The sequence below is a fragment of the Agarivorans gilvus genome (genome assembly GCF_001420915.1).
GTDB lineage: Bacteria > Pseudomonadota > Gammaproteobacteria > Enterobacterales > Celerinatantimonadaceae > Agarivorans > Agarivorans gilvus.
On the sequence record NZ_CP013021.1, the window covers coordinates 1336182 to 1360546 of the forward strand.

Below are 24365 nucleotides of genomic sequence, written 5' to 3' on the forward strand. Positions count from 1 at the left end.
ATCGCGCATTATATCGTTGCTGCGGATACTAGCACAATCCATGCTGAACCAAAAAAAAAGCGTGATTATTTCAGCAAATATCAGCCTTGCCCAATTTCCACCAAAAGCCCATAAGGATAAGCCTTCAAGCGACCACGTACGCAACAATCCTTTTATGTTAGATTTATCAATTTTCACTACTGCTATAAGCCTGATTGGGCTAAACTGGTGAGGCGTTTTTTAGCTCATCAAATCAAAATAAACAGATTGAATTTTTTACAAAAAACGCAGCAAAAATGATCTAGATCAATTAATTCAATCGCAACACGATAGCTAATTTTCTAGCAAACCGATAAATTAGGTAACCCTAATACAAAGGACTCAATTCACCCTCGGAGTTGATTTATGGATATTGTTGAACTCTCGCGTTTGCAGTTTGCTTTTACTGCAATGTACCACTTCCTGTTTGTCCCACTCACCTTAGGCATGACCTTTCTGCTCGCCATTATGGAATCCGTTTACGTGATGACCGGCAAGCAAATTTACCGCGACATGACCAAGTTCTGGGGTAAATTATTTGGCATTAACTTCGCCTTAGGCGTGACCACCGGTTTGGCCATGGAGTTTCAATTTGGCACTAACTGGTCTTACTACTCCCATTATGTGGGTGATATCTTTGGTGCGCCCTTGGCCATTGAAGGTTTAATGGCGTTCTTCCTTGAGTCTACCTTGGTAGGCTTGTTCTTTTTTGGTTGGGACCGCCTCTCCAAAGTTCAGCACTTAGCCGTTACTTGGTTAGTCGCACTAGGCTCTAATCTATCGGCGCTATGGATCCTAATCGCTAATGGTTGGATGCAAAACCCAGTAGGTGCCGAGTTCAACTACGATACCATGCGCATGGAAATGACCAGCTTTGCCGAGGTGGTATTTAACCCTGTGGCGCAGGTGAAATTTGTCCATACCGTATCAGCGGGTTATGTCACCGGCTCAATGTTTGTATTAGCGATTTCCGCTTGGTACATGCTAAAAGGGCGTGACCTCGCCTTCGCCCGTCGCAGCTTCGCCATTGCGTCAGCCTTTGGCCTAGCATCGGCAGTGTCGGTGATAGTATTGGGTGACGAATCAGGCTACGAGTTGGGTGATGTACAACAAGTAAAACTGGCCGCAGTAGAAGCGGAATGGGACACTCACCCAGCCCCAGCGGCTTTCACTTTGTTTGGCTTACCCAATAGTGAAACCGAAACTACCGACTATGCAATTAAGATCCCTTATGCTCTCGGCTTAATTGCCACTCGCTCCATCGACGAAGAAGTGACTGGCTTGAAAGATCTAAAAGCCATTCACCGTGAGCGCATCGTGAATGGTCAAACCGCCTATGGCTTGTTACAAAAACTGCGTGCTGGCGATAAGAGTGACGCCACGGTAGCCGCCTTTGAACAAGTGAAACAGGACTTAGGCTACGGCTTATTGCTTACCGCCTATACCGACAACCCTGCCACCGCTACCGAACAGCAAGTCCAAATGGCGGTGGATAACAGCATTCCTAAAGTGGAGCCAATGTTTTGGGCATTCCGCTTGATGGTCGCTTCAGGCTTCCTGATGTTACTAATCTTTGCCTTGGCGTTCTGGTTCAGTGCCAAACGCATTCAGCATAAGCCGAAATGGTTACTTAAAATGGCCCTATTTGGCTTACCTTTACCATGGATTGCCTGTGAAGCAGGGTGGTTTGTTGCCGAATACGGTCGCCAACCTTGGGCGGTGGGTGAAGTGCTACCTACCCATCTATCGGCTTCGCTGCTCACTCCCGCAGAAATTTGGACCAGCTTAGGCCTAATCACCGCCTTGTATACCGTCTTCCTGATTGTGGAAGTATGGTTAATGCAGCGCTTCGCGCGCCAAGGACCTTCAGCCTTACATACCGGTAAATATGCTTTAGAAACCGATCAGCTTGGAGAATAGTGCAATGGATTATGAATTTTTAAGATTTATTTGGTGGCTGCTGATTGGCGTATTGTTGGTTGGCTTCGCCATTACCGATGGCTTCGATATGGGCGTAGGCGCACTACTAAAAGTAGTAGGCCAAAGCGATGATGAACGCCGCGTGATGATTAACAGTGTGGCCCCCCACTGGGACGGTAACCAAGTCTGGTTAATCACCGCCGGTGGCGCCCTGTTTGCGGCTTGGCCACCGGTTTATGCTGCCGCCTTTAGTGGTTTCTATTTGGCGATGATGCTCACCCTAGCGGCATTATTTTTACGCCCTATCGGCTTTGATTACCGTTCAAAACTGGACAGTCCCAAATGGCGCAGCAATTGGGACTGGGCCTTAACGGTAGGTTCTGCCGTACCGCCAATTATTTTTGGTGTCGCTTTTGGTAATTTGCTGCAAGGCGTACCGTTTCATTTCGACGAGCTATTGCGCCTGAACTACACCGGTTCGTTCTTTGCTCTACTCAACCCCTTTGCTCTGTTGGTTGGGGTGTTAAGCTTGAGCATGTTTGTTGGCCAAGGGGCTACCTATCTGCAAATGAAAACCGAAGGCAGCGTATTACAACGCAGTCAAAAAGTCGCCATGATTTGCGGGCTTGCAGCGGCGGCTATCTTTGTATTAGCTGGGGTTTGGCTACATTCTGGCATTGATGGCTATCAGCTCACCAGTAACATCGATACTAATGCGATTAACAATGCAGTATCTAAAACCGTGGTGAGTGCACCCGATGCTTGGTTGAATAACTTCAGCAACTATCCAGTGTTATGGATATTCCCCTGCTTAGGCGTAGCGGCTTTCTTGTTAAGTGCCTTATTCAGTAAATTGAGCAAAGCACCATTGGCCTTTATTTGCTCTTCACTGGCGCAAATTGGCGTGATATTCACCTGTGGCGTAGCAATGTTTCCCTTTGTTATGCCATCGAGCTCCATGCCGGATCACAGCTTAACCATGTGGGATGCTACCTCGAGTGAGCTAACACTGAAAATCATGTTCTTTGTGGCCTGTATCTTTGTGCCAATTGTTTTGGCCTATACCGCTTGGAGCTATTTTAAAATGTTTGGTCGTTTAAACGAACAGGCCATTCGTGATAACTCCCACTCAATGTATTAATTAAGGAGCACTCTATGTGGTATTTTACTTGGATTTTAGGCGTGCTACTGGCCTGTTCTTTTGGCATCATTAACGCCATGTGGTTAGAACTCAACGGCTATTCGGACGACGATACTGATTCAGAATAATTATCAACAACAGCTTAAGCACTGGTTGCGGCCAATTAGGCCGCAACTGCTATTTGCCACCTGCCTTGCCATCCTAAGCGTTCCCTTACTGCTACTGCAAATGTATTGTTTGGCAATGCTTTGCGCAGCTTTGCTACAACTAGAAGCACCTAAGCCCCTACTTTGGTATGGCTTACTAGCGAGCTTTTTGCTACGGCAATTGTTACTCAGCGCTAAAGACTTCCTTGCTCAACAAGCCAGCAGACAGCTTCGCCAAAACCTACGCAATACCCTATGGCAAGGACTAGCACAATTAGGTCCGGCGCGGCAAAAGTTTGGCAGCGACGGGCAACTCTCCAGCCTGCTCACCGAACATGTGGATGCTTTAGACGGTTATATTAGCCGCTATTGGTCCCAACAATACTTGGTAATGGTCACTCCACTGGCAATTGCAGTAGTGGTGAGCCAGCATAGCTTGCTGGCAGCGGGTTTGCTGCTTGGCACCGCGCCTTTAGTCCCAGTATTTATGATACTGGTAGGCAAAGAGGCCAGCAAAGCTAGCAGCGCGCAGCTGCAGCAACAAAGCCGAATGAGTGGCCGCCTCTATGATTTTTTAAGCGGCCTATCTTTACTGAAACGGTTAAACGCAGTACCTGTTGCCAGCCAACACCTTAGCCAAGCCGCTGAATACTATCGCCAATCGACTATGCAGGTACTGAAGTTGGCCTTTCTTTCCACCGCAGTGCTAGAACTATTTAGCTCCTTGGCAATAGCCTTGGTCGCCCTGTATTTAGGTTTAGGCCTATTAGGTGAACTGCCTTGGCTAAAGCAACAAATAGCGGTGAGTTACCCTTCGGCTTTATTTATTTTGTTATTGGCTCCCGAGTTCTACCAAGCGCTTCGGCAACTGGGCAACGACTATCATGCTAAGGCGCAAGCTCAGTCGGCTACCGTACAATTAATGCCGCTATGGCGTGCCATTGACCCTGCTACCCAACAAACCCAGCAACAGCAAGCGCTGCCCTCTCAACTTGCCAACACGGCTGCATTTTCATTGCAACTACAAGACATTCTAGTGGGCCAAGCTCAGCAGCCCCGTTTACAACTAGATAGGCTAACGATTGCTACAGGGCAACGCATCTTACTCAGTGGCCCCAGTGGCAGCGGCAAATCAACACTGCTACAGCTACTGGCAGGCTTCGTGCCTTTTCATGGGCAGCTCATGTTAAACGATGTCAGTATTGCTAAAGCTCAAATGCCCGCGCTACGCCAGCAAATAGCCTATTTAAACCAACACGCCGAGCTCATGCCCGGTAGCGTTGCCGAGAACTTAGCGCTAGCCAAAACCGATGCTCAGCCACAACAAATGATTGCCGTTCTGAAAGCGGTAGAACTATGGGATTATCTGGTGCAATACGGGGGCTTGAATTATTCAATTGGTGAACAAGGTTTAGGGCTATCAGGAGGCCAACAACAACGCTTAGCCTTTGCCCGCTTGCTGCTGCAACCGCGCGCCATTTGGCTGCTAGATGAACCCTTTGCTGAGTTAGATCAGGCCAGCATAAGCTCTTTATCCAAAGTACTTGAGCAAATCAGCCGTGGCAAAACCCTACTAATCGCTAGCCATCAATGGCAAGGCTTAGATTTTGTCGACGGCTGCTTGCTATTGGAGCAGGGCCACTTGCTTAAACAACAGCCCATCTCTCTAGCCGAGTTAAAACAACTCAGCAATCAGGACCAGCGATGAAACCATTGAAACTGCGCCAGTTACTGCTATGGCAATGGCCGGGTTGGAGTCTCAGTGGCTTGCTCGGACTAATCACTTTATTCAGTACTATTATGCTACTGGCTTATTCGGGTTGGTTCATTAGTGCCTCGGCCTTGGCGGGTATTGCGGCGATTCAAGCGGGCAGCTTTAATTATATGCGTCCCGGCGCGGTGATTCGCTTACTCGCCATACTGCGCACCGCTGGCCGCTATGCAGAACGCTTACAATCACATAATACGGTCTTAAAACTGCTGAAAAACTTACGCGTAGCCAGCTTTAATGGCATGAGCCAGCAAAGCATCGCAGCTGCGGCTAAGTGGTCTCGGCCGGAAAGCGGTGAAACCTTGCAGCGGCTTATCAGCGATATAGATTTACTCGACCAATTTCCCTTAAGACTGGCAGCGCCATGGCTTTGGGCCATTGCCATTGGCGGAATTTTTGCTGCAGCATTGAGCTTATGCTTACCCAGCAGTCTTAATTTTTTACTTGTGATACTCGCACTAAGACTGCTCGTTATTCCGTTATTATTCATTCCCATAGGGCTAGGTCTAAGCCGCCAAGAAGTGGCGCTTAGCGGGCAGCGTCGTCAAGTAAACTTAATTGGTTTACAACTTTTAACCACCCTACTCACTTTTGGTCGCTGGAGCGACTATGCCGCTAAATTAGCGGCCACAGATCAAGCCATTAGCCAACGCCAAAAGCAACTGCAACTGAGCGTATTAGCCAGTGAATTACTTGCCCAATGCTTACACCTTGTAGGCTTAATGCTATTAGCAATACAAGGCAGCCAATTGGTACTCGCTGACTCTTTAAACCCGGCCATTTTGGTGGGCTTGCTACTGGGTTGGCTGGGCCTTAACGAAGCCTTTCAAGTATTATCGCAATTGCACTTAGCCACCGGTTATAGCTTGGCTGCCCGCGATAGAACCAACCAATTACTCGCCAATAGTGCAGAGCCCAACCAACAGAGTCAACGCGGAGAAACACCTGCGCCGGATGCAAAAGTTACACTCAAAATCACTCAGCTGAGCTGCGGTTTTAAGCCGGAACAGCCAATATTGGCGCAACAAGATCAAACTTTTGAAGCTGGTGATGTGGTGTTACTAAAAGGCCGTTCAGGAGCCGGTAAAAGTTGCCTATTGCAAACTCTTGCAGCCGATCTTAGCCCCTTAAGCGGCAGCATTCTATTCAAAGGTGTCGAGCAACAACAACTAGCCGCCAACGATTGGCACCGCAACGTCGCTTACTTAACTCAGCGCCCCACAATCTTCCAGTTGAGCATAGCGGCAGACCTGCGCTTAGCCGCCCCTAAAGCCAGCGATAAAGAATTAGTGGAAGTACTGCAACTGGTTGGCTTAAAGCCATGGCTAGACAAACAAAGTCAGGGTTTACGTACGGTATTAGGTCAATACGGTGTCGGGCTATCTGGGGGGAACTGCGCCGCTTTGCTCTGGCTCGAATGATGCTTACTCGCGCTCCAGTACTACTACTCGATGAGCCCTTTTCAGGTTTAGATCAAGCCACTACCGAGCGCTTAATTCAAGCCTTAGTGGAGTGGCAACACGATGGTATCTTAATCATTGCCAGCCATCAGCAATTAGACCACCTCGCTTTTAACCGTCATTGGTCATTGGACTAAGATAAAGACTTTCGCCCTATCATTCGCGGGCGAAAGCGCTGGCTTTGGCCATGCCGTTTCGAGTACAGCTTGACTAAAATAAAGCCACAAGCTAAACCCACGCCCCCCAGTAAAATACTGGCTAACTCCTGCAGGTTTGAGTCAAACATGGCTTTACCTATGCCCGCCCCTGCAATTAATAACAACAGCGGCATCAGGTAGATCACTAAAGCACTGTGCAGCATGTTTTTTGCGTTCAGCGCTAACTCTATTTGCTCACCGGGCTCAACGCTCTCAGTCAGTTCAACTTGAAGCTGATGAGTGCGCTTCGGGAAAGCCTTGGCTAAAGAGCTATTGCCACAATGCTCGGCACTGCCACAGCTACCACAAGCACTTTTGCTCACACACTCAACCGTGGCCATCCCCTGGTCAACAGCAATCACCTTAGCAGTTTCGATAATCAAAGATGGCTTATTGAACTGGCTCAAGCGGAGTCTCCAAATATGGGCCAATTTTCACATCAGCGGCAATTTTAGACGCGGTTTCGGGTGGAATTTCCCCTACTACAGTAAATTCAATACCTTGTTTTACTAAGGTATGTAAACTGGTGGCACCTTGGCGCACTAACTGCTCTCGCAGCGGGTTTGTTTTACCAATGGCATTGGCGTAAACCGAAATATCAAATAAACCATCGCTTAACTTGACGTAATCAACCGATTCAGACAGCACGGCTAAAGCATGTTGTTCGTGCTGAACAACTTCCATGCCTTTAGGGTACCAGCCTAATTTCCAATTCAGTTGATGGGCTTTTTCATCAAGCATATCTTTGCCCACCACCGCATTAGGCATGTCCAAGCTAGCTAGCTCTTTCATCCACTCACTAGGGGTATCAAATTCAGCCAAGGTTACCGCCATGTGTTGCTCAACCAACTCACCACTTTGATCAACCACATCCAAGCGCAAGGGCAATTGAGAGCTAAAATCTACCCAAAAATACAGACCATATAAGTCCCCAGTTTTAGGCACGATTCGCATCACTTGGGCAGGCCTGCCAGCGACTCGGCTCTTTCCTGCGATCACTAAATCATAATTATCTTGTAAATGCTCAAGATCGACAGCCGCTAAGCTGCCAAACATGCCAGGCAAACGACTAGAAGCTAAGCTGTAAGGTTGCTGGCCGGGCTCGAAAAAAGCCACCGAGTTTTGGCGGTATACCGCCTCATTTGCCGGGCCATTTAAATACAGTCGATGAGCCACTTCTACACCATCAACCACACCATGAATAAAACGCACGGGTTCAATGTGGCCTTGGCGAACAATAATGTAAGAAATTTCGTATTGCCGCTGATGATAGGCTTGCTGATAATCTTGTAATAAAGAAAGGGCGGGACTGGCTTGGCTTTGCTCAACACTTTGGGTTGGGCTAAGGGCTGATTCTGCTAAAACAGAAAAGGATGCCAGCAATAACATTACTGGCATCCCTATAATTTTAAACCGCATAGGCTAATTCATTACTCTACAATGCGTTGTTGAAAACGATGATCCTGTAAATAGGCGCTAATTCGCTTACGTTGCTCGATGATTTCGGCCTCACTCAACTCACGAGGCTGTGGGCTAGACTGTAAGCTAACCGGTGCTACCGCTCCCCCTACTGGCACAGTATTAAACACAGGAAGAGGTTGGTCGCCTTGTTTGTTCTGATATGAATATTGTTGTACCCCGATAATCGCCGCCACCGCAACCGAAGCGGCTATTGCGTACTGTCCCGCATATTTGAAGAAGCGAAGCACCTTGGCTGAAGACTCGCTTTTTTCAACGGTTTGAGGTTTAGGCGCAACAATTGCGGGTTCAAGCTCTATAGCCGCAGCCACGTCGCTGGCAATATCAAGATCAATTTTCTTCGGTGTTTCGCCACGAAGTACATCACCGATTAAATGATAATTACTCCATTGCTCTGTATGTTCCGGCTCATTGGCTAACAGATCTAACAGCGCTGCGTCGGTCAACTCGTTATCAACCAGTGCGGATAACTGTTCTTTATTTGCCATATTAGTCATTAATCCCCAAAGTTACCTACTTAAAAGCGGTTGTATGCGCTTTTCTATTGCATCCCTTGCTCGGAATATTCGTGATCTCACGGTTCCGACAGGACAATCCATAACACTGGCGATTTCTTCGTAACTTAAGCCATCTATTTCACGAAGTGTAATCGCAGTGCGCAAATCATCAGGTAGTCCTTCCATTGTAGCAAAGACTACGTCTTTTATTTCATCAGATAATAACAAGGTTTCCGGTGTATCCGCCTCTTTAAGGGCTTCTGCACCGTCGTAAAACTCTGCTTCATCTGCGTCAACATCATTTGCGGGCGGTCTTCGCCCCTGGGCAACAATGTGATTTTTCGCCGTATTAACAGCGATGCGGTACAACCATGTATAAAACGCACTTTCGCCTCGAAAGTTTGGTAAGGCACGGTAGGCTTTAATAAACGCATCCTGCGTTACATCTGCCACATCACCATGATTTACCACATAGCGTGATATTAGGTTCGCCACCTTGTGCTGATACTTTTGTACCAACAAATTAAATGCCGCTTTATCGCCTCGCTGAGTCCTCTCGACTAGCGCTTTATCTGTCCACTGTTCTGACATTGCTGACTACCGTCCTCCTAATGCTTGAGTTTCGGTAGCTTTTTTGGCGGCACATCTCTTCAGACTGCTTGTTTTCAAAAAAGTTCTCTTCCAAACAAATAAATTTTTGCGCCTCTGTGAGACACTGCCAACTTGAGTTAGTTTCAGTTAAACTAACCTATACTCCAATTTTCTTCTAACCACGTATAAGAGCGCATCTATGGAATACACAAGTGATGTTCTAATAATAGGCAGTGGCGCTGCAGGCTTAACCATGGCCTTGAACTTAGCCGATTATGCCAAAGTCCACGTGTTGAGCAAAGGACCTCTCAAAGAAGGCTCGACTTATTACGCCCAAGGAGGCATTGCTGCTGTGTTCGATAAGAATGACAGCGTAGAAGAACATGTCAATGATACCTTAATTGCCGGTGATGGCTTATGTGACGAAGCCACCGTAAAATTTACTGCTGAAAACAGTAAAAAATGCATCGACTGGTTAATTAACCTAGGTGTGCCCTTTGATCAAGAAACCGCATCTAATGGAGAATCTAAGTACCACCTTACTCGCGAGGGGGCCACAGCCGCAGACGTATTCTACATGCCGCTGATGCCACCGGAAAGGCAGTGCAAAAAACCTTGGTCAGTGCGGTATTAAGCCATCCCAATATTAGCATTTTAGAACGTTTTAACGCCGTCGACCTGATTACCGAAACCATTGACGGTGAAAAACGAGCGGTAGGCGCCTATGTTTGGAACCGTAACCGCGAGCGGGTTGAAGTGGTTAAAGCAAAATTTGTAGCCTTAGCCACCGGTGGAGCCAGTAAAGTCTATCAATATACCAGCAATCCCGATGTCAGCAGTGGCGACGGCATTGCCATGGCGTGGCGTGCGGGCTGTAGAGTGGCCAATATGGAGTTCAACCAGTTTCATCCAACCTGTTTATATCACCCAGATGCGCGAAACTTCTTACTCACCGAAGCGCTACGCGGCGAAGGAGCCTTGCTAAAACGCCCCGATGGAACTCGCTTCATGCCAGACTTTGACTCCCGCGAAGAACTCGCACCGCGAGATGTGGTGGCCAGAGCCATCGATTTTGAGATGAAACGACTGGGTGCCGACTGCGTTTACCTAGACATTAGCCATCGAGATGACGAATTCATCGAACTCCACTTCCCCACTATCTTAAAACGCTGCTTAGAATTGGGCATTGATATTCGCAAACAGGCGATTCCAGTGGTGCCTGCCGCTCACTACACCTGTGGTGGAGTCGTGACTAATTTGGAAGGTAAAACTGACCTCAACAACCTGTACGCCATTGGCGAAGTCGCCTACACCGGCCTACATGGGGCGAACCGTATGGCCAGTAACTCTTTATTGGAATGCGTGGTATTTGCCCATTCAGCTAGCCAACACATTAAGCAGCACCTTAATGAAGTAACTCTGTGTGAACACATCAAACCTTGGGATGACAGCCAAGTGAGCAACTCAGATGAAGAAGTGATTATTAACCACAACTGGCATGAGTTACGGCTATTTATGTGGGACTACGTTGGCATTGTTCGAACCAATAAACGGCTACAGCGGGCGATGCGCCGCATTCATTTATTACAACAGGAAATCTTTGAGTACTACTCAAACTTCAAGGTGGGTAATAACTTGCTAGAGCTACGTAATTTGGTACAAGTGGCCGAGTTGATAGTGGGCTGTGCAATGCGCCGCCATGAAAGCCGTGGCCTACATTACAACCTCGATTACCCCGATAAATTAGATAAGATAAAACCCACCATTCTTGACCCCAATAGTTTCTATCAAGAACAAGATCGACAACTCTAAATATCAACAGGCTTGCCACGGCAAGCCTGTTATTTTTCTGGGTGCTCAACATGCTGCGGAAAGTTGACCACAAAGCACAACTTACGATAAACCTGATTTGGCAGGCTATCGGCAAAAATCACCTTAACTATAAGTTTTTGTTGTTGCCAGCAGATTAGACAACAAGCGCCTTTGGCCACCCGTGAATATCGAGACCACGAGCAACTCAAGGCTTGTTCAGCGGTAAAAAATTCAATACCACCCGCACCAAATACCCCCGAGGGCGATAGTGCCAGCAATGATATAGCAGCACTGCGTCGGCCAATACACAGGCAGGCAATAATGGAACAAGCTTAGAATAGAGCGTCAGTATCACTAGTTGCAGCAAACAACCAGCAATAATCAAACACAAATAATAACGCGAAGGAGAAGCGCAGAACTCACACTTTGACGCGTTTGAGGATAACATCGACCATATCTGCTAGTTCAGGATCTTGGCATGGTTTGTGCCCCATAAACCAAGAGAATAAGTCAGGGTCGTCACAGGCTAATAAGCGCTTAAATACTTGTTTCTGGTGTTCACTTAAAGCGTCATAGGCTTCGTCTACAAAAGGCATAAACAAAACATCTAACTCTAACATTCCACGACGACAAGCCCATTTTAAACGCGATTTATTTTCCTGCATGTTGTTCCTTGAATACATGAGTTACACTGTTCAGCAACTCTAAATCCACAACAATAGCGCTGAGCAGTAGCGGTAAAAGTATTGACGAAGATACCACTTCAGCAACAGAATTACACCTATATAAGCTTGACCTAGCTCTCAATGGAAGTCGATTATGTCCCAACAAACTTTATGTACTTTGCCTCCTTTATTAGTACAACCCTTAGACCAATGGCACTTAGTCAGAGTAAGCGGTGATGATGCTCAAAGTTACCTACAAGGCCAACTCAGCTGCGACGTAAACAACTTACAACCCGGCCAACATAGCCTTGCTGCACATTGCGACCCTACCGGTAAGATGTGGTCAGTATTACGACTATTTCGCTTAAGTGAAGATTTCCTGTACATGCAGCCCTTATCAATTGCCGAAAAGCAATTAGCCGAGCTGAAAAAATATGCGGTGTTCTCTAAAGTCACCATTGAAACTGAAACACAATTACACACCATCGCGGTGATGGGCAATCAAGCCCCCCACTACATTGCAGAAAAGTTTGGTGATGAAATAGCCAGTCACGGCGGGCTTATTGAGCAAGGCATCTGTGTTCATATCGATGGGCCGAAACGCCGTTATTTAGTTATCACTGAGCAACAAAATTGGGGGCAAGATGCGCCAAGCAGTGAGCTAGATGCCAATCAACTGTGGCGCGCTTTACAAATTGTATCGGGTTTGCCCACTATTGAGTCGGCGACTCAACAACAATTTATTCCGCAGGCCTTAAACCTACAGCATTTTGATGCCCTTTGCTTTTCTAAAGGTTGTTATACCGGTCAAGAAACCATTGCTCGAGCGAAGTATCGTGGAGCTAATAAACGCGCCACGCTGCGCCTAGCAGGGCATGGCTCGGTGTTACCCCAAGCCGGTGATCGCTTAGAGCAGCAAATGGGAGAAAATTGGCGTGGTAAAGGCACGGTTTTACAAGCAGTGCAATTAGAACCGGGCTACATTGAGCTATTGGCGGTGTTAAATAACGATACCGATGCCGATACTAAATTTCGCTTAGCAGGAGATGAGCAAAGCTTATTCACCATTGCTCAGCTACCCTATAGTATTGGCGACTAACACTCAAAAATTAGTAGACATTCAAGGGAACCGAGATGGACCTACAGCAGCAACTTGAATCGCCTTGTATTCGCCAATGCACACTAGATGGCGATGACATTTGCGTAGGTTGTTTTCGCCACATCGATGAAATTTGTGGCTGGACGAGCATGGACTTGGCAGCTAAAAGAAAGGTCTTACAGCATTGTGAAGAGCGTCGAAAGCTCGCGCCAATTTGGAAGTTTGCCTCCCTCACCCACAAAAACTAATTCAATCCAGAGCCGCGCAGCAGATGCTTTGCGGCTTTATTTTTCAGCTAACCAAAATCACCATTAACATATCCTTGGGTGCGTTGATCTAAAGGCTTAGTCAATACCTGCTCGGTATCTCAGTGTTCCATCAAGAAGGATTTCAAGTAATAAAAAACGCAGCTCGAAAGCTGCGTTTTAGTAAAACAAACTGCAAAGCTAAGCACCACGCCAACTTCGAACACGGCCGGTATCTAGGTGAATAAAACCGCTGCGAGGATAATAACCAACCCCCCCAGAGCTAAATCCAGCGCGGCTTGATGAACCTTCGCAAGTTCGACTCCTTTCACCCTAAGATCCACCGCTTGCCCGGTCATATGAAAGCTTTTTTTAGCTACGCCATTGGATTTGCTGCGCAGCATTTCATTAGTGGCTGGTGAGCGATAACCAGAAATGATTTCAAACTGCTGTTGTCCACCTAAACTCACCTGCAACAAATCCATTTGCATATATAAAGCACGATCCATATCGATGGCTTCATTACGCCTAAAATCTCGCAGTAATTCATCCAGCTGGCTTAGCTGAGAAGCTTGAAACTGACCATTTTTCCAAAAGCACACTTCACAACTTTCATTAGTGTGCAAGTTAGTTAAGTTAAGAAAGCGTTTATTTGTCTGCTCTGCGAACTGTCTGGCAATAGCAGAGCTGGCAAAACTTTTTGGTATACTAAGACCGACTAACCCAGCGCCTAAACCCACTAAAAATGACCGCCGTTTTATATTTCGGTCTAACATTTACTCTTACCCCAAATCAGTCAAAAAACTATCAACTTGGAGAAAAGTACCGAGAAAAAGGCAAAAAAGCAAACAATTCACTGGCTCTAAGCCCTAAGCTCGCCAATAGGCTGCTCGATATTTAAGCTAAATATTTGTTTGTTATATGTTTTACTAAGTTACACTTTTTTTTCATTAGAGAAGTTATAAATATCTTTTCGATAATGTAAGCCCCCACTATGATCAAACCACGAAGTGAAATACACCATGTATACGGGCACCTTGTGCCGTAGCGGTAACCACTTATGTTGCTGCTTGGCCAACAACGATTGCTTATAGGCGTGACTATAACCGGCCTGCTCAAGCAAAGTTTCGGCGAGAAAATCGGCCGCTTCAACTCGAATACATCCAGAGCTAAAAGCGCGCTCCGTTTCAGTGAACAGTTCTGGCGATGAAGTATCATGTAGATAAACCGCATACTGATTGTCAAAATGAAATTTATAGGCACCGAGGGCGTTGCCTGGTCCGGGGCGCTGACGCATTCGGTAAGGAAAATAGCCAGTATCTTTTAGCAAAGGCCAATCCACCTGTTCAGCACTGACTGCCTGCCCCTGATAATCAAATAACTCAAAGCCCTTACGCTCAACATAACTTGGGTCTCGGCGTAACATCGGCACTATGTCTTTGCGCACAATGGTTCGGGGCACATTCCAATAGGGATTCACCACCACACTACTGATCTCACTCACTAATAGCGGCGTTGCCCTTGAGGCCCTACCTACCACCACTCGGGACTGAAACACATCAACACCTTGGGCTTGATAAGTCATCTGGTAGGCCGGCAAATTAACGATGATCCGTTGTTGTTCAGTATTCATCACGAAACGGGTAAACAACTGTTTCCTTAACAGGTTACGCGCTAACATTTTAGCTCGCTGTAAAGGCTTATAATTCAGCCAATAAAGCGTTTCTTTCCCCACAATACCATCGGTTTTTAAGCCATGTAATTGTTGAAAATGCTTAATTGCCTGTTCCGTTTGCTGATCCATAACCAGTGATTGAGGAGCGGAAAATTGCTTGCTGGGGTCAAACTCGCTCAGCCGCAAGCGAATCGTCGGTAAACGAGGGTCTTCATCACCTAAGCGAATCAAACGACCCGCAACTATATCTTGGTTAAGTTGACGCTGCTGCCTAACATGCAGCCAATACAAAATTTGCTGACGATACTGCAAGCGCTCAATATTTAGCTCTCCTCTTAAATCGGCTAGATACTGATAGATTTGGCCACGATTAAGGCGAACCAACCAAAGCTCATCAAGCACTAAGGGTATGCCTAATTTACCTATCTCATTCAAGGCCATGCTTTGCGCATAATCTAAGGTTTGCAACTGCTGATAAAATGCTAATACACCGAGGAAAGCATCGGTAAATAAGCCTTCCCATTGGGCCTGCTCGCTGTCTATTGCATTAATTTGCTCTAACCAATAATCGAGCTGCTTAGGCCCTCCGGCTAAGCTGAATTCTAATAACAACCACTGTAGTTGATCACGAGCATTACGCGCTTGAGGATAGTCGTACCACAGTGATTCAGGGTGGAAGTGATAAATCGACTGTTGTAGCTGAGGGTAATACAAACGGTAATCGGCGCTATCACTAACCAGAGTCGTTCTCTGCTTAGTTGAAGCGAGCGAGCTCAAACGGCTCAACAAGCGCTCACCCACCGCCAATTCTTGACCACTAGCAGCAGAGGCTTGCTGTAATACGCTGTGTTCCGCTCCCTCCGTTTGCTGTGTTTCGAACGGCATGGAATCAGGACCAAGTAAGTCGACTTGCGCCACAGCGGAAAAACACATCACCGCCATAATAGAGTAAAACCAACACCTAATCACAGCCACCTCAATCCAGTTACTACCTATTAAGTTTAGTGTCTAACTGGGCCAGCAAGTTGAAAAATTTAGGTCTTTTTAAAGGGGAGAGTTTAACTGCTTGAGATCGCTTAAAAAGATGAATCGGGACCCGCCAAAAATGCTAATTCAGCCGGGCTAGAAGAACGTCCAAGTAGCTCATTGCGGTGTGGGTAACGACCAAAGCGCTCGATGATTTGCTTATGCTTTAACTCAAATTGATATTGCTGCTCGAGCCCTTCCTGAGCGAAATGACGCTCGGCCTGCTGATGAATAAGTAAGGATTCACTATGCATATAAGGCATGTAAATAAATGCCCTTTGGTGCATGGCCAGCTGTTTATCATAGCCCTTAGCTACCGCTTGCTGAGCCAAACATAGTGCTAAGGGATCGTTGGAGAAAGCTTTGGCTGAACCGCGGAAACAATTTCTGGAGAACTGATCTAATAAAATAATTTCAGCCAAACTAGAGAGCGCCGCTTGTCGCCAAGTAAATAATTCACCGGCGCGGGCTTGCTTAAGCAAAGGCAAGAATTGCTGTGTTATTTGCTGATCAAGCTGCTCATCAACAGCAAACCACTGCTTAGGTTCAAGCTGCTCAAACCAAAAATCTAACAGCTCTTGGTAATCCATAAGCACTCTCCTTAGCGAGGACTAGCAACCACAATCGGCTTGCAATACCCACTCACATTGTTGGTAGTTTTGATAACTAGAAATACGTGTCAGGTAAGTAAGTACTTCACAACCAGCTTTGCCAAATTCGCAAGCTGGACGCAAGCGGCTTTGTAATATTATGGCCTGATCCTGGTAGCGAAACTGCTGCGTCTTAACTAGGTTCTGATGGCTTAATAAGGCGCTGGGACGTGCTCCCCACAAGCTAACTAACTGACCTTGCCGCATCATAATGGGCTGCAAGCCCTGTAAGTCGGTTTGCAATACAATACGCGGAGGCAACGGTGCGGGCTGCGAAAAATAGTAACTGCACCCGCAGCCAAAACGCAGCTCTGAAGCCGGAATAGCCGCCAGCTCACAAGCCTTAAGCGGCATCGCACCGAATAATGCTAAACCAACCAGCCAACGCCATGGCCTCATCGCTAAACCAAAGCCTTAGGCCGCAACCGATAGGCGCAACGACGCGCACCAGCAACAATGTGCTCGGTTCGCTCTACTTCACACTCTACAAATAGCTGTTGCAGCATGTCTAACTCTGAACGACACAGGCCTTGGCACTCACTCGCAGCGACACAAATTGGGCAATGATCTTCAATAAAGAAGTAGTCTTGCTGGACCTGCTGCCAAGTTGCCATATAGCCTTCTTGGCTGCGCTTTTGGCTCAAACGCTCTAATTTATCGGCAATGCTAGTTTGCCCAGCCAAAGCCTGTTGGTAAGTATGAAGGCTTTGCTGTTCGCGGTGGCTAATCAGCTGTTCCATACCACCTTCGCCAAAGACCTGTTGTACCGCATGCAGCAGCTGCACACTTAGGTCGCTGTGACAATCAGGAAAGCGGCCATGTCCTTGCGTGGTCAGTTGCCAAAAACGAGTGGGTCTGCCGACCTTAGCCTTTTGGTCAAAATGCTCAATTAAACCGTCGGCTTCCAAGCTTTGTAAGTGCTGTCGAACGCCCATGCTAGTGATGCCCAACTGCTCGGCCAACATCTTAACCGTTAGCCCACCCTGGCTTTTAATCCGATATAAGATGTTATCCGTGGTTTTCATAAGCATTCCTGAAGTCAATATACGCTCATTATTGCCATCCCCTAAAACTTTGTAAAGTTTTAGCTTTATAAAGCTTGACGTGCTTAAGCTTATAAGCGCTGCTCAGTTTGCCTAAGCTCCTATTTTACAAGGCCTTAGCAAACACATTCCGTGTATTTTCATTTTTTTGTTATCTACTTGTCATAATTCGAGCTCATGCTTTTCCGCTGTCGCAACCCAACCTTCAACCATGACACTTAAAGGAATAACAAATGAAAAGGATGGTCTCTGCCAGTGCCGCCGCAGTTAGTATGCTGCTAGCTGGCACCACGCACGCTGCCGTGGTTCCCGATTACCAACTAAATAGTAGCTGGTATAGCAATGCACAAAATGCCATTAGCGCACGTAGCACAAGCCTAAGCGCCGATAGCAAAGCCAAGAATATCATCGTGTTTGTTGGCGACGGCATGGGCATTTCAACCCAAACCGCTGCGCGGATTTTGCAAGGGCAAAGCCAAGCCAACAACCAAGGTGGCGAAGAAAACTACCTGAGCTTCGAACACTTCCCTCATAGCGGGTTGGCAAAAACTTACAATACCAACCAACAAACTCCCGACTCAGCCGGTACCATGACAGCCATGATGAGCGGAGCAAAAACCAAAGCTGGAGTCATAGGCGTTTCAGACAACGTTAATCGCGGTGACTGCGATGTGAGTTCAGAGCGCTTAGTCAGTGCCTTGGAATTAGCCGCTAGCCAGCACAAAGCGACCGGAATCATCTCCACCGCACGCATCACCCACGCCACGCCTGCCGCCACTTATGCTCATGTTTCTGAGCGCAATTGGGAAGCCTCGGTACCGGAAGAATGTGTGGGCAAAGTCTCAGACATCGCCTATCAGTTGATCCATCAAGCAGCCGATATCGACGTAATTATGGGAGGAGGACGCCGTAACTTCTTACCAGAAGAAGTCACCGACCCAGAAGGAAGTACCGGCCGTCGCAGCGATGGCAACAACCTTATCGAAGATTGGCAAAACTTCCACCGTACTGGCCAATACGTATGGGACAGTGAAGGCTTTAACGCCATAGATACAAGCAGCACCAGTAAGGTTTTGGGCTTATTCAATAGCTCACATATGGAATATGAAGCAGACCGTGATGATGCCGATGAACCCTCTTTAAGCGCAATGACCGAAAAAGCCATCGACATTCTGCTCAACGATACTCACCAACAGCAGCAACAAGGCTTCTTTTTAATGGTCGAGTCAGGCCGTATCGACCACGCCCACCATGGTGGTAATGCCGCCCGCGCCCTGCAAGATACCATTGAATATTCAAATGCAGTGCAAGCTGCCATCGACAAGCTAGATGCAGCCGGTGAGCTCGATGATACCCTAATCATCGTGACCGCCGACCACTCCCATGTATTTACCATGGCAGGCTACCCTAAACGCGGTAACCCCATCTTAGGTTTGGTGGTTGGTGTGGGCAGCGAGCAACCCAGCTTAGCTGGTGATAACAAACCCTACACCACCCTTGGTTATGCCAATGGCCCCGGTGCAGCAGCCAGTTTCGATGCCGGAGTGCGAACCGATTTAAGCGCGCTAGACACCAAACAACTGGACTTTCAACAACAAGCCCTTATTCCCAGCGGTAGTGAAACTCACGCCGGTGAAGACGTCGCCGTATTTGCCCGAGGACCACAAGCCTACCTCATCCAGGGCGCAATTGAACAAAACGTCATTTTCCATGCCATCAACCAAGCTGCAGACTTAGGCGGCAATGCTTACGTGGCTGAGGAGTAATACCATGAAACTTAAATTTTTAGCCTTATCAATGGCCTTAAGCTCAAGCGTTCTAATCAGCGCCTGTAATAGTAATGATGACACCACTAGTGCTCCACAACGTGGCGAATGGAGTGTACCGAGTAATCAAAGCAGCAATCCAAGTGCCATTAATAGTTGGTATAACGCCGGCGTTGACGCTGTAGCCTCGGCCAAAAGTGCTTGGCAAGCAGAAACCAGTAGCGCCTTAAGCAATGGCCAAGGCCATGCAAAAAACATCATCTTATTTGTGGGTGATGGCATGGGCATGTCTACCGTCACTGCAGCGCGCATTCTTGAAGGACAGATGCTTAACCCCGAAGGTGGTGAAGAACACAAACTGAGCTTCGAGAATTTCCCGTTTACTGGTCTTGCCAAAACCTATAATACCGATGCGCAAACGCCAGACTCAGCCGGCACCATGACCGCCATGATGAGTGGAGTGAAGTCTTTTGCTGGCGGCATCAGCATTGCCGACACAGCCAGCCGCGGTGACTGTGCCAGTGCTAACGGCAAAGAGCTAATCACAGCGCTAGATCTAGCCAAAATGGCCGGTATGAAAGCCGGTATTGTGTCTACCGCTAGGCTCACTCACGCTACCCCAGCGGCTACCTATGCCAAGCTACCCGAGCGTAACTGGGAAAATGATACTCAAGTTGCCGCAGGCTGTGTTGATATCGCCAAACAAATGATCGACTACAGTGTCGGCGGCGGCATCGATGTCATGCTTGGCGGCGGCTGGCGTAACTTTGCTTCCAGTGAACACGGCGGACGCCGTCTTGACCAAGACTTAACCGAGGCGTGGCTTGCTGCCAACCCGAGCGGCAGTTACGTAAACAACCGCGACCAATTTATTACCGTTGACCCCAACAGCAGCGACAAATTGCTCGGCTTGTTTAATAGCTCGCACATGGACTATGAAGCCGACCGCGTTAAATATGGTGAAGACAGCGAACCATCACTGGCGGAAATGACTGAAAAAGCCATTGAAATGATGCAAAGCAATGAGCAAGGTTTCTTCCTAATGGTGGAAGCAGGGCGCATTGACCATGCTCACCATGGTGGTAACGCCCAGCGAGCGTTAAAAGATGCCTTGGCCCTATCCGATGCGGTGGCTAAAGCCGACCAACTCACCAACGACGAAGATACGCTGATTATAGTTACCGCCGACCATTCACATGTATTCACCATTGCTGGTTATCCACGCCGTGGTAACCCCATTTTAGGTTTAGTTGAAAACCAAGATGGCAGTTTACAAATGGCTGGCGATGATAAGCCCTACACCACGGTGGGTTACACCAACGGTCCGGGTGCAGCAAACACCTTCGTTAATGGCGAGCGAGTTAGCCTAAACTCAACCACCGTACAAGCGCTAGACTTCCAGCAACAAGCCAGTGTACCAATGAGCAGCGAAACCCACGCCGGCGAAGATGTTCCCGTCTATGCCAAAGGCCCAGCATCAAGCTTGGTTCGAGGCACCATGGAACAAAACGAAATATTCCACATCATGAATTTTGCCGGCAACTTAATGACTCGCGCAGATGCCATGCAATAGCAGCTTAGTCTAAGACTAACAAGATAGATATTTTAGGGGCTTAGCCCCTGCTTAAGGACCACCGATGTTATTCAAACAACTATTAATCAGCGCCATACTCGGCTTAGCTAGCTTCGCAAGCCTTGCCCTTCCCGATGTGGTGGCAGAATATAGCAATACTCAAAAAAAAGGATTTGAAAAACAAAGCTCAAGCTTTAGTTTTGCTCGTAACCAACAACAAGTCATCACCATCTACCCACAAAAGCAAACAGCTGAGTACTGGCAGAAACGCGCCAACGGACGCCATCACTTTTACCGCTTTTTTACTGCCGACCAGCGCTCGGTTTACTACCCGCCCAGCGACTTAAGTAGTTTAAATATCATTCGCTCTTGGGACAGCATAGAAAACCTCCATCCATTAAGCTGGCTAAGCAGCTTAGAGCGAGTAGATAGCCAAACACAGGCAGGCAAACAGGTCGATTTCTATCGAGGTACGCTAGCTGACATTTATGTCGAGCTAGACTGGTTGCCAGAATATCAATTGCCACAGCGGATACTGACCAAACAAGGTTTTAAAAGCCATGAAATTGTTTTGCAAAGTCTTAAACAAGACCCCGCTTTTATAGAGCAAGCGCTTGCCGAGTGGCTAAGCTATCCTTCTATTGACTATGCCGATGTGGGCGACAGCGAAAATGACCCCTTCTTAGCCAAAATGATCCGCCAAGGCTTTATCGAGCATGCCGCCTCGGGCGTGTATGACAGTAATGGCAAAGTGATTCAAGCAGCTCATAGCCACTAAGCCCTGAACATAAACCCACAGGCCAACACGATTATTTGCAATACTGCTTAATGTTGGCTTTCAGTTGTGGATAGCATTGCTGTTGGTACTGTTGCTCAACTACCGATATTAACTGTTGATAAGCACTAAAGCTTTTTTCGTAAGCTTGAAAGGCTTTTGCTGAATTTTCTCGTTTGCCCGCCTCTGCGCAGGCTTCATGCACCTGATACCAGGCCTCGGTAGCAGCATTAGCGCCAGCTAAAACAAGCTCTAGCTGGCGATTATTCACTTGCTCAAACTGCTTCTTCTTATCTTTAAACAACTGACAGCTTTGCTGCTTAGGCAGGCTAAATTGCCAAGAACATACCTCAACATATTGCTCACTCAATTGCTGCACCTTGGCATGGCTTTGGCGATTTAACGCCGAGGCCTCGGCAAAGCCCTCGCTTGAACACTCAAGCGCATGCGCCCATGGCGAAAGCAAGGCTAAAACACCCACACAGACTTGATTCTTAACTTTCCCTAACATCGTATTGGCTGTCCCTAGTTTTAAAAACTTAGTTATAATTCAATATATTAAACTATAAACCTAAATCATCAGAATTAACCAACTTATGCCACGTTTACCAACATATATCTGGTCAATATGGCTAAATTTATGGTAGTTATACTCATTGCTCTTGGACTAGCAAAGGCGCAAATCATAAGCATTAAAGCGCAGCTAAGCGGGGCAACTATTCGCTTTACAGGGACTTGTACTATGAAATTAAACGTTGTCACCAGAACGCTGTTGGGTTTTGCAGTGTTGTTAACACTACTGATAGTGGTGGCACTGATTGGCCAGTTCAACATGCGCCAACTTGAAAACCAACTCAATATCACCGTAAGTAAACTCGCCCCCATGGCAGAACGCACCAATCAACTATCGGGGATTTTACTGAATGCGGCTCGCCAAGTCGGCCTACATAGTGGCAGCGTTGACCTTGAGCAGTCCCAAGCTATAGAACAAAAGCTCAATAGCCTATTTGAGCAATATCAACAACGTATGCAAGCGCTTAGCGAACTTAGCCAAAGCTACCCCAAAATCCTCGAAGGCTTAAGCCAGTTAAATCAACAAGTCAGCCAAATAGAACAAACCAGCCAACAGCAGCTAACATTAAACAACCAAGGCCTACAGGCTCAGCAGAACATCACCGCCTCTAGCCAGCAATTCAGTAACCAATGGAAAAGTTTTCAAGATGACATGGCCTTTTTAATGGAAATGGTCGATGAAAACGCCGAGTGGTTGGTCACCGGTATGCAAGCCGATATTGCGGCTTTTTCCGCCAGTTTAGAGAAATTGCTATATGCCGCTAGTGAAGAGCAATTTAATTCTCAATTGAGTGTAATAGAAAGCTACCAGCAGTCGTTAAACAACAAGTACCAACAGCTGCTTAAGCTTGACCCTGATAGTGCCGAAGAACTCAGCAACTACTTCAAGCTATTACAACAAGCCTTCGCCGAGCAGGGCTTATTTGACCAGCTAAAACGTCAGCAACAACTCACTAGCATACAAAACGCTCAGCTATTACAGCTAAATCAGTTAACCGATCAGGCCCTGCTGTTACTTGACCAAAGTGCCGAGCAACTCAGCCAAATCATTATTGCCGCCCACCAGCAAGCCCAGCACAGCTCTCGTTCAGCCAGTGTTCAAACCATCGTGGTATTGCTCATCTCAATTGTAATTACAGTGCTAGTTGCATGGAGTGTAAGTCGGCAGATTAAACGCCCACTGGGACAAACCCTAGCGCAAATTAAAGCCATGGTTGAAGGTGATTTTAGCCGCGATATGAGTAGCAGCAGCGACGATGAGTTTGGTCAAATTGCCCATCAATTACAGCGCTTAAGCGAGCAAATGAATCTACTATTGAGCCAGATGAAGGATAATGCCAAACAGCTAGCCAACAGCGCCTCAAGTGGGTTAAGCACCAGTGAGCACTCCCATCAAGTCATGCAGAATCAGCAAGAACAAAGCCAAATTGTGGCCTCTGCGGTGAGCCAAATGGAAGCAGGAGTGAATGAAGTATCAGAGCAAGCGCAGCAAAGCCGTGATGACATCAACCAAGTCACGCAATTAACCCAGCGAAGTCATCAAGCGGCCCAATCTACGCTTAGCACCACCAGTCAATTGCAAAGCACCGTGCTCGATGCCAGCCAACAGGTGGCTGAGCTAAAACAACAAAGCGACGACATCAACAGCATCGTTGACGTGATTCAAGGCATTGCAGAGCAAACCAACCTATTGGCCCTTAATGCAGCCATTGAAGCGGCCCGCGCCGGGGAACAAGGCCGTGGTTTTGCCGTGGTAGCCGACGAAGTGCGCAGCCTCGCCACCCGCAGTCGCGAAGCCACCGAAGAAATACTTGCTATGATAGAGCTATTACAGTCTAGAGCTCAACAAACCACTGATATGATGTTACAGGGAGAAACCATGGTCGCCAGTTGTATTGACGAGGCCGAACAGAGCTCGCAGCAATTAGAACAGGTGGCTCAGTTACTCAACAACATTCAACAACGCAGTGAGCAAATCGCCCTAAATGCGCAAGATAAACACCAAGTTGCGCTACAGGTAGCCAACAATGTCACCACCATTGTTGAACTCAGTGAGCTAGCCAGCCACGATGCCAATAAAAACCAACAAATCAGTGAAGCCTTGCAACAGCAATCACAGCAGCAGCTTACCGAGTTATCACGATTTAAGCTCAACCAAGTTTAGTGCACAATTTAGGCGCTCAGCGCTATGTTCAGCGCCTAACACACGCTAATGAAAACCGCCTCTCTTGCTAATCTATTAG

Annotated in this window: 24 protein-coding genes and 1 pseudogene; 13 read left to right on the forward strand and 12 right to left on the reverse strand. The window is 47.3% G+C overall.

Going from position 1 to position 24365, the window contains the following annotated elements:
• Positions 1-384 precede the first annotated feature (384 nt).
• The 6 genes from AR383_RS06305 to AR383_RS06325 are packed head-to-tail and all read left to right on the forward strand — an operon-like array spanning position 385 to position 6593.
• Positions 385-1938: a cytochrome ubiquinol oxidase subunit I gene (locus tag AR383_RS06305; RefSeq protein WP_055732363.1), complete on the forward strand. Its 1554-nt coding sequence runs from the start codon at positions 385-387 to the stop codon at positions 1936-1938.
• 4 nt (positions 1939-1942) lie between these two features.
• Positions 1943-3079: a cytochrome d ubiquinol oxidase subunit II gene (cydB, locus tag AR383_RS06310; protein ID WP_055732364.1), complete on the forward strand. Its 1137-nt coding sequence runs from the start codon at positions 1943-1945 to the stop codon at positions 3077-3079.
• A 14-nt stretch (positions 3080-3093) separates the two neighbouring features.
• A complete protein-coding gene (gene cydX / locus AR383_RS21215) occupies positions 3094-3207 on the forward strand; it encodes a cytochrome bd-I oxidase subunit CydX (RefSeq protein WP_083481514.1) in 114 nt (37 codons plus the stop codon).
• A 25-nt stretch (positions 3208-3232) separates the two neighbouring features.
• Positions 3233-4933: a thiol reductant ABC exporter subunit CydD gene (gene cydD, locus AR383_RS06315; RefSeq protein WP_055732365.1), complete on the forward strand. Its 1701-nt coding sequence runs from the start codon at positions 3233-3235 to the stop codon at positions 4931-4933.
• Positions 4930-6417: an amino acid ABC transporter ATP-binding/permease protein gene (locus tag AR383_RS06320; protein WP_055732366.1), complete on the forward strand. Its 1488-nt coding sequence runs from the start codon at positions 4930-4932 to the stop codon at positions 6415-6417. Before cydD ends, AR383_RS06320 begins: the two co-directional genes overlap by 4 nt.
• Positions 6414-6593: a P-loop NTPase family protein gene (locus AR383_RS06325; protein WP_055732367.1), complete on the forward strand. Its 180-nt coding sequence runs from the start codon at positions 6414-6416 to the stop codon at positions 6591-6593. Before AR383_RS06320 ends, AR383_RS06325 begins: the two co-directional genes overlap by 4 nt.
• Here AR383_RS06325 and AR383_RS06330 read toward each other — a convergent pair.
• The 4 genes from AR383_RS06330 to rpoE are packed head-to-tail and all read right to left on the reverse strand — an operon-like array spanning position 6590 to position 9220.
• Complete coding sequence (locus AR383_RS06330) at positions 6590-7060, reverse strand: SoxR reducing system RseC family protein (protein ID WP_055732368.1); 471 nt, start codon at positions 7058-7060, stop codon at positions 6590-6592. The two genes, AR383_RS06325 and AR383_RS06330, sit on opposite strands and share 4 nt — an antisense overlap.
• The gene (locus tag AR383_RS06335; protein WP_055732369.1) at positions 7044-8042 is read right to left on the reverse strand and encodes a MucB/RseB C-terminal domain-containing protein; all 999 of its coding nucleotides are present in this window, start codon (positions 8040-8042) and stop codon (positions 7044-7046) included. The genes AR383_RS06330 and AR383_RS06335 overlap by 17 nt, the downstream gene beginning before the upstream one ends.
• 41 nt (positions 8043-8083) lie before the next feature.
• The gene (locus AR383_RS06340; RefSeq protein ID WP_055734970.1) at positions 8084-8620 is read right to left on the reverse strand and encodes a sigma-E factor negative regulatory protein; all 537 of its coding nucleotides are present in this window, start codon (positions 8618-8620) and stop codon (positions 8084-8086) included.
• 21 nt (positions 8621-8641) lie between these two features.
• Complete coding sequence (gene rpoE, locus AR383_RS06345; protein ID WP_055732370.1) at positions 8642-9220, reverse strand: RNA polymerase sigma factor RpoE; 579 nt, start codon at positions 9218-9220, stop codon at positions 8642-8644.
• 199 nt (positions 9221-9419) lie between these two features.
• On the opposite strand from rpoE, the pseudogene nadB reads away from it, so the two are divergent.
• A pseudogene (nadB, locus tag AR383_RS06350) lies at positions 9420-11032 on the forward strand (L-aspartate oxidase).
• 29 nt (positions 11033-11061) lie between these two features.
• Here the strand turns inward: nadB and AR383_RS06355 are convergent.
• Together AR383_RS06355 and AR383_RS06360 are read right to left on the reverse strand one after the other, a co-directional pair.
• Positions 11062-11310 carry a hypothetical protein gene (locus tag AR383_RS06355; protein WP_055732371.1) on the reverse strand — a complete coding sequence of 83 codons (249 nt, stop codon included), beginning with the start codon at positions 11308-11310 and terminating at the stop codon, positions 11062-11064.
• A 141-nt stretch (positions 11311-11451) separates the two neighbouring features.
• The gene (locus tag AR383_RS06360) at positions 11452-11697 is read right to left on the reverse strand and encodes an FAD assembly factor SdhE (RefSeq protein WP_083481517.1); all 246 of its coding nucleotides are present in this window, start codon (positions 11695-11697) and stop codon (positions 11452-11454) included.
• A gap of 154 nt (positions 11698-11851) precedes the next feature.
• Here AR383_RS06360 and ygfZ point away from each other — a divergent pair, with 154 nt between their 5' ends.
• Both ygfZ and AR383_RS06370 read left to right on the forward strand, forming a co-directional pair.
• Complete coding sequence (ygfZ, locus tag AR383_RS06365; protein ID WP_055732373.1) at positions 11852-12796, forward strand: tRNA-modifying protein YgfZ; 945 nt, start codon at positions 11852-11854, stop codon at positions 12794-12796.
• A 35-nt stretch (positions 12797-12831) separates the two neighbouring features.
• The gene (locus tag AR383_RS06370; protein ID WP_055732374.1) at positions 12832-13044 is read left to right on the forward strand and encodes a DUF1289 domain-containing protein; all 213 of its coding nucleotides are present in this window, start codon (positions 12832-12834) and stop codon (positions 13042-13044) included.
• 233 nt (positions 13045-13277) lie between these two features.
• Here AR383_RS06370 and AR383_RS06375 read toward each other — a convergent pair whose 3' ends face one another.
• The 5 genes from AR383_RS06375 to AR383_RS06395 all read right to left on the reverse strand — a co-directional run bounded on the left by AR383_RS06375 (position 13278) and on the right by AR383_RS06395 (position 17417).
• On the reverse strand, positions 13278-13817 hold the full coding sequence (locus AR383_RS06375; protein ID WP_232304786.1) for a peptidoglycan L,D-endopeptidase MepK: 540 nt from the start codon (positions 13815-13817) through the stop codon (positions 13278-13280).
• Between the two features lie 158 nt (positions 13818-13975).
• Positions 13976-15685, reverse strand: coding sequence for a L,D-transpeptidase family protein (locus AR383_RS06380; RefSeq protein ID WP_157051656.1), 1710 nt, complete (start codon positions 15683-15685; stop codon positions 13976-13978).
• Positions 15686-15792: 107 nt separating this feature from the next.
• Entirely contained in the window at positions 15793-16332 is a 540-nt protein-coding gene (locus AR383_RS06385) for a DUF924 family protein (protein WP_055732376.1), read from the reverse strand.
• A gap of 21 nt (positions 16333-16353) precedes the next feature.
• Positions 16354-16791 carry a hypothetical protein gene (locus tag AR383_RS06390; protein WP_055732377.1) on the reverse strand — a complete coding sequence of 146 codons (438 nt, stop codon included), beginning with the start codon at positions 16789-16791 and terminating at the stop codon, positions 16354-16356.
• Positions 16792-16793: 2 nt separating this feature from the next.
• Positions 16794-17417 (reverse strand): helix-turn-helix transcriptional regulator, encoded by a 624-nt coding sequence (locus AR383_RS06395; RefSeq protein WP_055732378.1) that lies wholly within the window; start codon positions 17415-17417, stop codon positions 16794-16796.
• A gap of 251 nt (positions 17418-17668) precedes the next feature.
• Between AR383_RS06395 and AR383_RS06400 the strand changes: the two genes are divergently transcribed.
• From AR383_RS06400 to AR383_RS06410, 3 genes are all read left to right on the forward strand, one after another.
• Positions 17669-19201, forward strand: coding sequence for an alkaline phosphatase family protein (locus AR383_RS06400; protein WP_055732379.1), 1533 nt, complete (start codon positions 17669-17671; stop codon positions 19199-19201).
• Between the two features lie 4 nt (positions 19202-19205).
• On the forward strand, positions 19206-20774 hold the full coding sequence (locus tag AR383_RS06405) for an alkaline phosphatase (RefSeq protein ID WP_055732380.1): 1569 nt from the start codon (positions 19206-19208) through the stop codon (positions 20772-20774).
• Positions 20775-20838: 64 nt separating this feature from the next.
• Positions 20839-21552, forward strand: coding sequence for a hypothetical protein (locus AR383_RS06410; protein ID WP_055732381.1), 714 nt, complete (start codon positions 20839-20841; stop codon positions 21550-21552).
• Positions 21553-21583: 31 nt separating this feature from the next.
• On the opposite strand, the gene AR383_RS06415 is transcribed toward AR383_RS06410, so the two are convergent.
• On the reverse strand, positions 21584-22060 hold the full coding sequence (locus tag AR383_RS06415; RefSeq protein ID WP_055732382.1) for a hypothetical protein: 477 nt from the start codon (positions 22058-22060) through the stop codon (positions 21584-21586).
• Positions 22061-22291: 231 nt separating this feature from the next.
• On the opposite strand from AR383_RS06415, the gene AR383_RS06420 reads away from it, so the two are divergent.
• Positions 22292-24286 (forward strand): methyl-accepting chemotaxis protein, encoded by a 1995-nt coding sequence (locus AR383_RS06420; RefSeq protein WP_188407323.1) that lies wholly within the window; start codon positions 22292-22294, stop codon positions 24284-24286.
• The last annotated feature ends 79 nt before the right edge of the window (positions 24287-24365 follow it).